The sequence below is a fragment of the Gloeotrichia echinulata CP02 genome (genome assembly GCA_038087035.1).
Classification (GTDB): Bacteria; Cyanobacteriota; Cyanobacteriia; order Cyanobacteriales; family Nostocaceae; genus Gloeotrichia; species Gloeotrichia echinulata.
The window spans coordinates 3,290,182-3,304,711 of record CP051187.1 but is presented as its reverse complement, the minus strand read 5'-3'; the positions used below and the strand labels follow the sequence as shown (position 1 = coordinate 3,304,711).

The window sequence follows — 14,530 nt, the reverse complement described above, 5'->3', positions numbered from 1 at the left end:
ATTGTAGGGTGGGCAATGCCCACCACATTTAGGTTTTGGTGGGCATTGCCCACCCTAATGAACTTTTGGTAAACAAAACAGAACAAGCATCTAGAAACTATCAACATAATCTACGGCTGTAAGCAATTGCAAATTAAACAAGAGGTAAATTATCCCTACTGCTGATTTGTTTAATTATGTCAAGTGCGTTTTTGGCGTTCAGTGAATTTCCTTGTTTTTGAAATAGTTTAGCTGCTGTCTCCAAATCCGCGATGGCTTTTTCTCTTTCTTCCAAAGCAGCGTTAGCAATACCCCGGTAAAAGTAGGCTTCAGCATAGTTAGGATTAATTCGCAGGGCTTGATTCAAATCTTGAATTGCTGCTTGATAATCTTGTAATTGTAAACGCGCAGCACCCCGGACGAAGTAGGCTTCAGCTAGGTTAGGTTTAATTTGCAGGGCTTGATTCAAATCTTGAATTGCTGCCTGATAATCTTCTAATTGTAAACGCGCAGTACCCCGGACGAAGTAGGCTTCAGCTAGGTTAGGATTAATTCGCAGGGCTTGATTCAAATCCTGAATTGCTGCCTGATAATCTTGTAATTGTAAACGAACACCACCCCGGACGAAGTAGGCTTCAGCTAGGTCAGGATTAATTTGTAATGCTTGGTTGAGATACTTAATTGCCCCCTTATAGTCTTCTTTTTGATAGCTATCAAGTCCTTTAGCAAATAATATGTCAGCAGCAATTTTGGGATTGAGTCGCATGGCTTGCTGAAAATCTTCTATTCCTCCTTGTTCGTCTCCCAATTTAATACGAGCCGCAGCCCTAGCTGCATAAGCATATGCATAATTGGGATTAATCCGCAAAGCTCTGTTGAAATCCTCAATTGCGCCCTGATAATCTTCTTTTTGATAGCGCTCATTTCCGCGATTGAAATAGAATTCGGCATCCTTTTCATTCACTTGTGTTAACACTGCTGTAGGTACAGCGCTAGCAGGTTTAGCTGCTACAAAAACCGGAGCGCTAGCAATTAGAGTTAAAGCACAAACTGTAGCTACAGATTTAAGAAGTTGTCGCATATTACCCTCTTGATAAATACTGATTGTTGAGTTCTCTATTTACTTATCAGTAGGGTGAAGGCGGTTTTATGAAAAAATCAGGGATGAAATTATAATTTTTGGATATTGAGCGTCCTATATTTAACTCTGGAAATGACTTGAGCTTCATTCACAAGTAGCTGAACTCCGTTCACGAGTAGTTGAACTCCGCTCGCAAGTAGTTTAACTTCATTCGCGAGTAGTCGAACTCCGCTCGCGAGTAGTTGAACTCCGTTCGCGAGTGATTGAGCTTCATTCACGAGTAGCTGAACTCCGTTCGCGAGTATTTGAACTCCGTTCACGAGCGATTGAGCTTCATTCACGAGTATTTGAACTCCGTTCACGAGTGATTGAGCTTCATTCATGAGTATTTGAACTTCATTCACGAGTGATTGAGCTTCATTCACGAGTATCTGAGCTTCATTCACGAGCATTTGAGCTTCATTCACGACTAATTGAGCTTCATTCACAAGATTTTACTCAGGGTACAGTTACATATACTACTAAATTTTACGCATTGACAAATTAGATAAATAATGCAGTGAGAGAAATTAGGAAAAAACAGGCGGTGGGTGGACGCAGCCATCGCTACGAACTTGTGTTGGTAACGAAACAACTTGTGTTGGTAACGAAACTACTTGTGTTGGTAACGAAACTACTTGTGTTGGTAACGAAACTACTTGTGTTGGTAACGAAACTACTTGTGTTGGTAACGAAACTACTTGTCTTGGTAACGAAAGCACTTGTCTTGGTAACGAAAGCACTTGTCTTGGTAACGAAAGCACTTGTCTTGGTAACGAAAGCACTTGTCTTGGTAACGAAACTACTTGTCTTGGTAACGAAACCAAGTTGTTTTCGTAAAGAAACAACTTGTTTTCTTGACAAATCGTTATGCATGTAATAGCTAATTTGTACAGTGCGTAAGTCCGAATGGTACTAAGATAAGCCCAAAGGCTTATGTCGTCTCGTTCCTAGCCTGAATGTATTCTCATAGGCTCTACCTCTTGTCAAGTAGGGGTTTAGCATTGCTAAACCCTGGAGGCGGAGCCTCCCAGAATGGGTTCCCAGCCTAGAGGCTGTGAACCAGTCAACCAGTCAAACCAGTTAACCAGTCAACCATAGGACTTACGCACTGTACAAATTTGGCATGGTATGCTTTTACCAAAATACGTCGTTTCAGGCTTTGATTAATTATTACTTTGATGGTAAACAGACCCGCGTTTTCGGGGTTTAGCATTGCTGTAAGGGTTTAGCAATGCTAAACCCCTACGACATCTCCGGTTTTTTGCAGTCCATATTTTGTGTTTTTTGTCAATGCGTAAGTCCTAAACCAGTCAATAGGTTGCAAAATCTCCGACTTCTTGAAGGAGTCGGGGAGCTGATCAGACATCTGGAAAAAAGAGGGAAGGGCGCAAGGCGTTGCGCCCCTACCAGGAAATTAGGCAATATTCACTTTGACGATGATGTCATTGAAATCCTTATCGCCACCACCAGGTAAATCCTCAAACCCGAAGATGTTGTCACCCAGCATCCGCACATGGTCTACATTGTCCGAATTCGCACCAAGGTACGGGAAGTAAATTGCCGGGTTGTTGTTGGGGTTATTGTCCAAAAATGCGTCCGCTGTAGCATTGACGATGAGGAATGGTGCAAATATTGACCCCCCCTCAAATGTACCCGTAAAACTGGCTGTACCCTGATTCCCCACACTCAAATTGATACCGCCGACGCGGTTTTTCACCGCCGCCTCTGCATAGCCAGCTTGTCCGGGTAACAAATCTCCTACACCATCATTGTTAGTATCAATACCACCGTTGATATCCGCCACACGGTAGAAGCCGACCAAATTGTTATAACCTGCTTCACGGTAGACAGTAAAGGTTGCTGTCTGTGTACCTGTCAACTTAGTTAAATCCAACACTTCCCCTTGCTGCTTGTCTTGCAAACCACTGCCTTTAAGATCTTCCGTGCCCAGTGAAATTTGCACCACCGTACCCGGACTATTTTGGAAGCTGAGGTCAAATTTGCCATCAGCAACTTCCGAGGAAGTAGGAGAAGAGAGCAGCATTTGTGACAGCGGTACTGTGCCGTTCCGCAAACCATCGATAGTGCCATTTTGTACCAACAGCAGACGGAACTTAACACCAGCCCCTAGGTCGAGATTGCTGCTGAGGTTGTCATTAAAGCCATTAGGGCGATTTGGCAAGGTAGAGAAGATACTGCGGGAATTGTCCAGGGCTGTTTGCGCGTATTTGGGGTCATCGGGAGCAACACCGCCGATAGTACCCTTATCGTCGTCTACTTGAAATAGTCCGATTTCATTGACTGCACCACTACTGGCACTCTTGAGCAGGAAATTTACTGGCTGTGCCGCACCTTCAAGGTTGAAAATGCTGCCAGTATTGGGTGCAGAGGAGACAGTAACTTGGCTGTCATCATTAGTAATATTACCCGTCACTACCTCAGATGTACCGATGTTATAACCTGTTCCCCCTGCCAGTGTTAACCCCAGGATTTCATCAGGCTCCACTTTAGTGTCTGTAGTCGGGTCAATGGTAACAGTGGCGGTGGTAGCACCTGCTGCAAAGGTGACAGTGCCATTGGTGGCGGTAAAGGTATCAGTGCCGACTGCGGTGTAGTCGTCGTTGAAGGTGACATCACCGCCAACATTAAAGTTGACTGTTAGGGGGTCAGTGGTCTGACCTTCACGGGTGAAGGTGTAGGTGAGGTTGTCGGTGCCATCTTCAGTAACGCTGTTGGCTGCGAGGGCGAGGGTGATTTGAGTGTCATCATTAGTAATATTACCCGTCACCGCTTCAGATGTAGCGATCGCATACCCTGTTCCCGCAGCCAAAGTTAACCCAACAGTTTCATCAGATTCGACCGTAGTATCTGCAGTGGGGTCAATGGTAACAGTGGCGGTGGTAGCACCTGCTGCAAAGGTGACGGTGTTGTTGGTGGCGCCGGTTTGAGTGTAGTCGTTGTCAACAGTGGCTGTGCCGCCAACGTTGAAGTTGACTGTTAGCGCGTTGGTGGTCTGACCTTGGCGGGTGAAGGTATAAATGAGATTGTCGGTGCCATCTTCAGTGACGCTGTTGGCTGCGAGGGCGAGGGTAACTTGAGTGTCATCATTAGTAATATTACCCGTCACCGCTTCAGATGTAGCGATCGCATACCCTGTTCCTGCTGCTAAGGTTAACTCGACAGTTTCATCAGATTCCACCGTGGTATCTGCAGTGGGGTCAATGGTAACAGTGGCGGTGGTAGCACCTGCTGCAAAGGTGACGGTGTTGTTGGTGGCGCCGGTTTGAGTGTAGTCGGTGTCAACAGTCGCTGTGCCGGCAACGTTAAAGTTGACTGTTAGCGCGTTGGTGGTCTGACCTTGGCGGGTGAAGGTGTAGGTGAGGTTGTCGGTGCCATCTTCAGCGACGTTACTGGCTGCGAGGGCGAGGGTGATTTGCGGTCCCTCAAACTTGCTGATCGAGGGATTACTAAAGCCTGTACTGGTGAGGCTGGTATTGCTAAAGCTGGCAGTATCTGAGACAACGCCCGTAGAGTAAATGCTACCCACTCCATCAATGGCAATTCCAACACCCAGGTCTAATGAAGTATTGCCCGAACTACTCACCGATAAGATATTACCGTTACTGTCGAGAGTAACATTGAAAGCATCAGCATCGCCGACGCTGGTGAGGGTGATGCCGTCAAAGCTAGCAGTGCCACTGAAGACTCCTGTAAAATTGATGTTACCCGAACCGTCAGCGACGATTCCTGTGCCCTCATCAATTCCAGAACCTCCGAACTTCTTTGCCCACACAACGTTGCCGTTAGCGTCAAGCTTGGCAACGAAGGCATCAGAATTACCCGCACTGGTAAGGCTGGTGCTGCCAAAGCTGGCTATGTCTCTAAATACTCCTGAGACATAAGTGTTGCCTGCTCCATCGACGGTGATGCCAAAGCCAGAGTCAGCAAACGTGCCACCCAATTTCTGCGCCCACAGGAAATTGCCACTGCTGTCAAGCTTGGTAATAAAGGCATCAGAATCACCTGCGCTGGTGAGGGTAGTGCTACCAAAGCTAGCCGTACCTGAGAAAGTTCCCGTGGCGTAGGTATTGCCAGCACCGTCAGAGGTGATACCGACACTCTTGTCAGCGGACGTGCCACCGAAATTTTGTGCCCAGAGAACATTGCCATTGGTATCAAGTTTAGTAATGAAGGCATCAGAATCACCCGCACTGGTAAGGCTGGTGCTGCCAAAGCTAGCCGTACCTGAGAAAGTTCCCGTGCCGTAAATGTTTCCTGTACTATCGACAGTCACGCCCCAACCCTGGTCAGACAACGTGCCACCGAAATTCTGCGCCCAGAGAACATTGCCATTGGTATCAAGTTTAGTGACGAAAGCATCAGAATCGCCCGCACTGGTAAGGCTGGTGCTGCCAAAGCTAGCCGTACCTGAGAAAAATCCTGTGACGTAGTTGTTACCCGCCGCGTCAGCAGCGATACTAACACCAACATCAGTCAACGTCCCACCCAATTTCTGCGCCCACAAGCTCTGGAAGTTGCTGTCAAATTTGAAGATCAAAGCATCACTAGAAGTCAAATCTGTACTGCTGAAGGATGTATTACCAAAGTTGAACTGACCAGTGAAGGCTCCCGTGACATAGGCATTGCCCGCTGCATCGCCGGCGATCCCCCAGAAGACGGTCGGAGGGATGTCGTCATTAAAAATATTACCCGTCACCACCTCAGATGTACCGATGTTATAACCTGTTCCCGCTGCCAAAGTTAACCCGACAGTTTCATCAGATTCCACCGTGGTATCTGCAGTGGGGTCAATGGTAACAGTGGCGGTGGTAGCACCTGCTGCAAAGGTAACGGTACCGTTGGTGGCGCCGGTTTGAGTGTAGTCGTTGTCAAGAGTGGCTGTGCCGCCAACGTTAAAGTTGACTGTTAGGGGGTCAGTGGTCTGACCTTCACGGGTGAAGGTATAAATGAGGTTATCGGTGCCATCTTCAGTAACGCTGTTGGCTGCGAGGGCGAGGGTAACTTGGGTATCATCATTAGTAATATTACCCGTCACCGCCGCAGATGTAACAATGCTGTAACCTCCTCCTGCTGCCAGTGTTAACCCGACAGTTTCGTCAGGCTCAAAGGTAGTGTCTGCAGTTGGGTCAATGGTAACAGTGGCGGTGGTAGCACCTGCGGCAAAGGTGACGGTGCCATTAGTGGCGGTAAAGGTGTCGGCGCCGACTGCGGTGTAGTCGGTGTTGAAGGTGGCATTACCGCCAACGTTGAAGTTGACTGTCACGGGGTTGGTGGTATTGCCTTCACGGGTGAAGGTATAAATGAGATTGTTGCTGCCATCTTCAACAACGCTGCTGGGTGTGAGGGCGAGAGTGATGTCCTGTTGCCCAAGCTTGACGATAAAGCCATCACTATTTAAACCTAAACTTGAATTGGTGAGGGTGGTGCTGCCAAAGGTAGCTGTACTGTTGAAAGTTCCCGTGACGTAAGTGTTACCTGTTCCGTCGATAGCGATGCCATTGCCAGCGTCAGACGAGGTGCCACCTAATTTCTTTGCTGATAGGACGTTACCGTTGCTGTCGAGCTTGGCGACGAACACATCAGTATTGCCCGCACTAGTCAGGGTAGTGTTACCAAAAGTGACGGTGCTGGAAAAACGTCCCGTGACGTAGATGTTGCCCGAACTATCGACTGTAATGTCATTCCCAGAGTCATCCGAAGCGCCACCCAATTTCTGCGCCCACAAAAACTTGCCACTGCTGTCAAGCTTGGTGATGAAAGCATCCTGATTACCCCCACTGTTAAGGGTGGTGTTGCCAAAGGTAGCGGTGTCAAAGAAACTTCCCGTGATGTAGGTGTTGCCTAAACTATCGACGGTAATTGCACCACCTGGGCTATACGAGTTAGTGACGAATTTCTGTGCCCACAAAAACTTACCACTGCTGTCGAGCTTGGTGATGAAGGGATTACCGAAAGCACTTCCATTACTGGTAAGGGTGATGTCGCCAAAGGTGGCAGTACTGGTGAAACCTCCTGTGACGTAGGTGTTACCTGCTCCGTCGGCGGCGATGTCATAGCCATTGTCCAACGAGGTGCCACCAAATTTCTTCGCCCACAGCACGTTACCGCTATTGTCAAGTTTGGTGATGAAGCCATCACTATTGCCTGCACTGGTTAGGGTGGTGCTGCCAAAGGTGGCGGTGTCGGAGAAAGTTCCGGTGACGTAAGTGTTACCCGAAGCATCGACGGTAATGCCTTTAGCTGCGTCATTCGAGGTGCCACCCAATTTCTGCGCCCACAAAAAATTGCCACTGCTGTCAAGCTTGGTAATGAAGGCATCAGCAGTGTTGAAGAAAAACTGATTGACCCCACTAGTTAGGGTGATGTTGCCAAAGGTGGCGGTGCCGGAGAAATTTCCTGTGATATAGGTGTTCCCGGAAGCATCAATGGTAATGTCAGTACTTGGGTCGAAGGGTCCGCCGAGTCCGCTGCTGTTGCTAAATTTTTGCGCCCACAGGAATTTGCCACTGCTGTCGAGCTTGGTGACGAAAGGATTACTGTAAAGATTTACATCACTGGTTAGGGTAGTGCTGCCAAAGGTAGCGGTATTGTAGAAATAGCCTGTGACATAGGTGTTGCCTGAACTATCGACGACAATACCTGTAGGTGCGTCATTCTGTGTACCGCCAAATTTTTGTGCCCACAAAACGTTGTTGATCGTATTCATTTGAATTCCTCTAAATTATTTTGTAAAATGCATGACAACCGAGCCAATTTGTAGGAAAGCCTACTTTGTTGGTTCAGGGTTTGACTTGTGAATTTTCTGCTTGATGAACAGGAAATTTTTCTAACTGCGATCGCAATTCTCTGCCAGTCTGTCGCCCCACAATTACCTTTAAAGAGTTCACACTTTGTCCCTGACTGGTGTCTTGGGGAGTAGTTGATGTGTAATTAATCTCAATTTCTGACACCTTTTGATCTGGAGTAAACAACCCGCCAATTCCGAAGAGAATTGTGTTGACAATCCTTCCCTCAGTGTTATCTCTGGTGTCTTCACGATACTGAATTGCAGTCACGCTGGCTGGGGTAATCTGTACGGTACGAGTAGACTTTTTATCATCGATAACTTTCAGTGTTGTGCCTGTTTCTTGGTAGATGGTAATACCTGCATCATTCACAACAATCTTGCAATTTCCTCGGCTTTCTACCTCATTATTCTTAAAGATACAGTCACCTGTTTTTCCTGCGCGATTATCCAGAGCTATAGGGACTTGGTAATCCTTACATTGGGAATTGAGGGGAAAGCGAGAACATAGCTGGTATAACTTTTCGCTGTCCAAAGCATGGGCTGATGGTGCTAAGACTCCCTCTACTAACAGCAGGGGAATACATAAGCTCATAGCCACTTTACCTTTTGGCATAGTTTTTAGATAGTTAGCGGCTCCATCGGCAAAAATTGTCACCCCAGACTTGAGTAACTGTCGCATAGTCACCTCAGTTCTAAATGATTAATTTTGGTTATTTCTATGGGTTTGGAATCCACAACCTGATGTGATTCACCAGGATCTAGTAGTCTGTCAATTTTGTTTTGAGGGATTTTTGGTAGTGTGAGCGTCTCGCTCACGCGGGCAAGATGCCCGCACTACAGTCCATCATTTTTATCTTGACAGAGTACTAGGGGACTTGCAATTAGGGACTTCTAGTCCACCAATCAGGGCTGGCGAGACGCCGACGCCACAACAAAGTCGGAATTATTTTTTGGTTTTCCTGAGATGATCCCCAATACTGCTCGGTTAAGGAATTTCTTGGTTGAGGCAAGCTCTTGGAGCAGGGGGAGAAATGGAGGCTGGCGTTGAGTTTTGCCTCCCCTGCTTCCCCTACCTCCCCTGCCTCCCCTGCTTATCCGAGCAGTATTGAGATGATCCCCACCTATTACACGCTTCATCCTGATTTCTCCTCCGTATACTCAACATAGTACCTGGTTTATTCTCGGTTAGCAAGTATTTCGCAGTACATTCTCCTCTTTAATCCTTATTTAACCTCTGATATTTTCCCCCAAATGCGACTACACTAGAAGGTAAATCACAAAAATCATTGAGTAATTAATGTTCCCCAGAAATTTTCTGAGCCAAATGGCTCACGAGCATGATCTGTCACAAGAGCAAGAGCAAGTGTTTTTGATGCGCTTCGCTGATGGTGACAACTATGAACAGATAGCCGAACATCTGGATACCTCTCCAGATGCGTGCTTGAAGCGCATGGGTCAGGTTTATAGGAAGTTCAATGTTAGTGGTAATAGCCGAGGAAAGGAAAATCGCCTGAGAATTTTCCTGATCAACCAGTTAGAAAAATTGCAGCAATTAGAGGAAAATCTCGCCCAGTTAGCCGGAAATACCGAGCCTACTAATTTTGAACTCCCAGAAACTGAGGTTAATTCTGTCACACCGTGGCAGCAACGCTCAGTTGCTCAAAACTTACCTGCACGAGAATATACAGCTTTTTTTGGTCGCAACCAAGAAATTGCACGGCTGATGGAACTTCTCGATTATCATCATTCTGCCCATTTAATTAGTGTGGATGGTATTGGTGGTGTAGGTAAAACTACTCTAGTGGTGGAAGTGGCTTACCGTTGTTTGGAAGCCAGTAAACATCCAAATTTGATGCTTTCTAATATTCCCATCTTTGACGCCATCATTTTTACTTCTGCCAAACAAAATCATCTCACCTCCATTGGTCTGTTACCGCGATTGACTTTACAGCGGACTTTGCGGGATATCTGTAGAGAAATTATTTACACCCTGGATTTTTCTCAAATTACCCATTTACCCTTTGCAGAACAATTCGAGCTAATTCGCCAGAAACTATCTCAAACCAGAACTTTACTGATTGTTGACAATCTAGAAACCATTGAAGATCAGCAGGAAGTTCTCTCCTTTCTCTACGATTTACCACCGACGGTAAAAGTCGTAATTACTACTCGCGAACAATCTCTGTTTGTACCCCTTCGTCTAAGTTTTCTTCCTAGAGAGCATGGTTTGCGGTTAATTCAACACCAAGCCAAAGAGAAAGGTTTAAGTCTAATTACCGAGCAATCCCAGCAACTTCTTGACGGAGTGAGCGGTGTCCCTGCTGCTATTATTTATGCTATTGGTCAAATGGCAGCAGGTTATTTGCTAGAAGATGTGTTAGCACAAATCAAACAACCCGATGGCGATGTTGCTCGTTTTTGCTTTGCAGGTTGTGTCAGTCCTTTGAGAGGTACACCTCCTCACTATCTGCTGATGACCTTGGCTTTGTTTGTGCAACCTGTTACCAGAGAGACAGCTGCTAATGTAGCTTTTGACCAAGCTGACCCGATTACCACATCCCAGGGATTGGCTAAATTACAGCAACTTTCTCTGGTTTATCAGCACCAAGGGCGCTATGGTTTACTGGAGCTAACCCGCGAGTATGTTTTAGCAGAGTTAGCGGCTCATGGTGAGTTTGCTCAAGCTTTACGCCAGCGATGGGTGAATTGGTATCTCCAGTTTTCAGAGTCATACGGAGGCACTAATTGGAAGGAATGGCATTTGAGCTATGGATATTTGGAAGCAGAATGGGAAAACCTCAGAACTGTACTAGAATGGTGTATTAGTCAAGGTCGGTACTTGGATGTGCGAGCAATTTGGCGACACATCAAAGGCTATACTCATGTGCGCGGATATTGGGATGAGCGCTTAGACTGGACAGATTGGTTAATTGTCACCGCCAAACAAGCAGGTGATTGGTCTTTTGCTGTCGAGGTCATGAGCGATCGCGCTAGTACACTGGTGAATATGCGTCAACCAAGTCAACTACAACAAGCAGCGGCGCTGTTGCAAGAAGCTTGGGATTTACGCGACCACCAAACGCTAAAATTTCACTTAGAGCTAGCGACTAATTTTGTAATTCTGCATATTCATCAGCAACAATTAGCGCCGGCTCAACATTGGTTAGCAGAGGAAGAAACCCTGTTAGAACAATCTTCTTTGTCACAGTTAGAACGTCAGGAACAACAAGTTCACATTCTCTATTATCAAGGACAAATATCTTTGAAACAAGAAAATTATGAACAGGCTCAGACCATTTTTGAGCAAGCATTAGCACAAGCTCAAGCTGTAGGATGGCTTCGAGCTACAGCAGCTATCCAAAACTGGTTAGCAGACATTGCTCTGCAACTAGGAGACTTAGACGAAACTAGACGAATATTAACATTGAGCTTTCCTATGGCCCAAAGACATAAAGATAAGCGTTCCATTGCTTTCCATCAAGCAACATTTGCTAAACTCGAAAAATTATCGGGTAATTTGGCTCAAGCTCAACGCTGGGCTAAAGAAGCATCTGAGGGTTTTCATAGTCTGATGATGACCGCAGAAGCTCAAGAAATGCGCTCTCTTTTCAGTTAACAGTTAACAGTCAACTGTTTTGGAAGAGTAAGACAGGCACTCTGTTCTAGTGACGGATTCACACAAACAGGTAAAATCATACAGGGTGCAGCCTCATATTCAGCATCTCGCAAAACACCAACTCCAAATATTTCCCTAAACAAAGTTAGAGTGAAAGCAAAAGCTGTGTCTTGATTTTGGGATTGAGTTTTATCTGTAACGCCAACGGTCGAGCGGTGATGCAAAATATAGCCATATAGATGCTGACAATCTTGAATGTACTGATAGGTATTGAGGAGAATGTGGGTGTGCCAAACTTCGTCAATTTCTTGGGTAGGAACCAGTTCTATGTTGGGAAAAAGATATTGGAGACATAAGAACATTTTGTAACGTGCGATCGCCACTTCTGTTTTTTTGTCCGTCCATCCGTGTCCATGTTCACACAACGTCAGCTTGTGAGCCAGGGATTTCCAGTCCAAATTATTCACTTTATTGAAAAAAGTGACAATCTCCATTTTGAAACTCCTCCAAGATAAATAACTAGAGTGCATCTCGTTTATTTGGATACACACTCAACTAGATCTTTTACTGAAATTTTGACCAAGAAACTGAAATCTTCCCAACATCTATTTGATTGTCGGATTATAAAAACCAATCTCTATTTACTTATCAGTATACTGATGACCTTTTTATGAAAAAAATCATTAGACATTTGGAAAAAATATTTTTAGCTCGCAAATTTACACCCAGACCTAACCCTTCCCTTGTGCCGATCTTTTTTCTCTCGGTTCTCTGTGCCTCTGCGGTTTAAAGGTAATTGTTGTAACTACATACGCGCAGAGGACACAGAGACAAGAGGTTACAGAGGGATTCATTCCACCTTGAAAGGGCTAGTCCCGCGATTTCAAAGTCTTATACAATACCACTAAAACTCTGACACATGTAGGAGCGAGTAGGGAACATTGCCGTGCCCCGGAAGCTGGTATCATATCGTGTGGATTTAGGGGTATCTAAAAATTTATCCGGCTAAACAAATAGTTTGAAATCGCGGGACTACTCCTAACTCCCAAGTCCCAATTTGTGCTTATCGCTGACTTCCAAAGGTAAGAAAATAGTCAACACTTCCCCATAATTGGGACGCTGACGCACAATCAGTTTGCCACCAATCGCCTGAAATAGATGCTTGGTTGCGGCAATATTCAAACTAATCGTACCTGTTTCTGGTTGGAACATCAGCAATTGACCAAGAGCTTTGCGAATTGGTGGCGCGTTGGGTTTGGTTGCATCTTGGCACTGACTTTGGGGCGATAATTGTAGCTTCAGTTGATCGCCAGCAGGAATCACATGTACTTGAATATGGCTACCTGGGGGTAAGCTGCGGGTGAAATTCTCCATTAAACCAGTGAGTACCCGATCCAGCATACTGGGATTGCTGACTACTGTTGGCAGTTGCTGCGGTAAAACTACATCCAATGTCAAATTCCGGCGTTGCGCTGCTTGTTGCCAACGGGGAATACTTTGCTGTAACACTTGATCTAGAGACATTGGCGTCAGGTAAGTATGTGAAGATTTTACCGAGGCCGAGGTTTCTAATTCAGCCGCCTTAAACAGCAATTCCATGCGATCAATTTGCTCAGTACACTCGTGATCAATAATTTCTAAGCGATTAATGACATTCGCCGGTAAATCCCGCCGCTTCAGCAATAGGCGAGTCATGGTGCGAATGGTAGTCAGCGGTGTGCGGACTTCGTGAGCAAAAGCTTGTAGCAGTTCCACATCGGGACGGGAAGTGGAAGACGGGGATATGGGGGGACGGGGGGAGGGGGGGAAATTTTCTTTGTCTGCTTCTTTTTCGGTTAATTCTTGCAGCAACAGCTGGCTAAATTTAACCACAATGCGGTAATCTGGATCTACTGACGAATAGTTGTTTACTAATTCATTCAGTTTGGCGAAAAACTCTGGATTGGTCAGGATCACCCTTGCCCCTAAAGCTTGCCATACCTTCTGGACTACTTCCGGCTCGAAGGAAAAGGAAAAACTTTTTTGACCGCTCTTGTGTTCTGCCAACACTAGGACTAAACTAAATTTATCTGTGAATACCAAGCAAAACTGTTCTGTTGCTAGGGGGTCTGCCGGTAGTAAGGGCAGTACTGACTCATGGGGCGAAATTTCCTCTACCTTGGCGATCATAACAGGCATCTGAAATGGCATCAGCGCCAAGGGATTAAATGGCCTTGCTGTAAAAGTCACGCTCTGTAAGCTTTGAGTCAGTTTTGGCTGACTAAACAGGGGCGCCGGTGCAGCTAAAACTAAACCAAGGCTTGCATCATCAGCAGCAGTTGCTAAACAGTTGATGAGCAAATGTTCTGTTGCTGCTAAACTAACACGCCACTGTCGTTCCGCTTTAGCACATGAACATTCAGTCACGGTTGATTGATGTTCGGCTAAAACTTCGCTCAGACTTGGCAAGATCCATTCGTACACAGGTTTTCACCCCTTGGTTGAATAGCAGATAACAGCTTCTAGGTGATGCATTTCACTATTAATTATGAGGTTATAGTCATTTGTTTACTGGCGACAGTCGTATAACCGAACAATATAGCCGCAATTTCCGCTGTTAAGCTGTTCCACATCCAATTTTCCGTAACGGGTTAACCCTGTTAAAGGTTTCAGGCGACAAATTATGCTTTTTAAAAGTGGAACAGCTTATTAGTTATTACCAGTAAAGCAAAAAGTTTTTCCCCAAAGAGCGATGGCTGCGCCCGCCGAAGGCATCGCTAAATATTTTGTAGTCTACGATACTTTTCATCTCGAACTTTTAACTAGCATAGGACTTACGCACTATACAAATTAACCATAATGTGTATTACGGTATTTGGTTGTTTCAGGCGCTTCGCTTCACCCTGATTTATTCCCTGATTTGCGATACCTGCGGCGGGCTTCGCCATCGCATGGTGCTAAACATGGTTAAAATGCCCAAGTTGCGTATAGTACTGATGTACGATGCGTAAGTCCTATAGCAGAT

At 45.7% G+C, this 14,530-nt stretch carries 7 protein-coding genes; 2 read left to right on the top strand and 5 right to left on the bottom strand.

The features are described 5' to 3' along the window. Positions 1-133: 133 nt before the first annotated feature. The gene (locus tag HEQ19_14645) at positions 134-1,060 is read right to left on the bottom strand and encodes a tetratricopeptide repeat protein (protein ID WYM00574.1); all 927 of its coding nucleotides are present in this window, start codon (positions 1,058-1,060) and stop codon (positions 134-136) included. A gap of 559 nt (positions 1,061-1,619) precedes the next feature. Here HEQ19_14645 and HEQ19_14640 point away from each other — a divergent pair. Continuing rightward, complete coding sequence (locus tag HEQ19_14640; protein WYM00573.1) at positions 1,620-1,979, top strand: hypothetical protein; 360 nt, start codon at positions 1,620-1,622, stop codon at positions 1,977-1,979. Positions 1,980-2,516: 537 nt separating this feature from the next. On the opposite strand, the gene HEQ19_31020 is transcribed toward HEQ19_14640, so the two are convergent. After that, complete coding sequence (locus tag HEQ19_31020; protein ID WZI67215.1) at positions 2,517-7,829, bottom strand: SBBP repeat-containing protein; 5,313 nt, start codon at positions 7,827-7,829, stop codon at positions 2,517-2,519. 73 nt (positions 7,830-7,902) lie between these two features. Then, positions 7,903-8,589, bottom strand: coding sequence for a hypothetical protein (locus HEQ19_14615; GenBank protein WYM00572.1), 687 nt, complete (start codon positions 8,587-8,589; stop codon positions 7,903-7,905). Between the two features lie 645 nt (positions 8,590-9,234). Here HEQ19_14615 and HEQ19_14610 point away from each other — a divergent pair. After that, positions 9,235-11,526: a tetratricopeptide repeat protein gene (locus HEQ19_14610; GenBank protein WYM00571.2), complete on the top strand. Its 2,292-nt coding sequence runs from the start codon at positions 9,235-9,237 to the stop codon at positions 11,524-11,526. Here HEQ19_14610 and HEQ19_14605 read toward each other — a convergent pair. Both HEQ19_14605 and HEQ19_14600 read right to left on the bottom strand, forming a co-directional pair. After that, positions 11,523-12,020, bottom strand: coding sequence for a glycine-rich domain-containing protein-like (locus HEQ19_14605; protein ID WYM00570.2), 498 nt, complete (start codon positions 12,018-12,020; stop codon positions 11,523-11,525). The two genes, HEQ19_14610 and HEQ19_14605, sit on opposite strands and share 4 nt — an antisense overlap. A gap of 544 nt (positions 12,021-12,564) precedes the next feature. Then, the gene (locus HEQ19_14600) at positions 12,565-13,989 is read right to left on the bottom strand and encodes a HAMP domain-containing sensor histidine kinase (GenBank protein WYM00569.1); all 1,425 of its coding nucleotides are present in this window, start codon (positions 13,987-13,989) and stop codon (positions 12,565-12,567) included. Between the last annotated feature and the right edge of the window lie 541 nt (positions 13,990-14,530).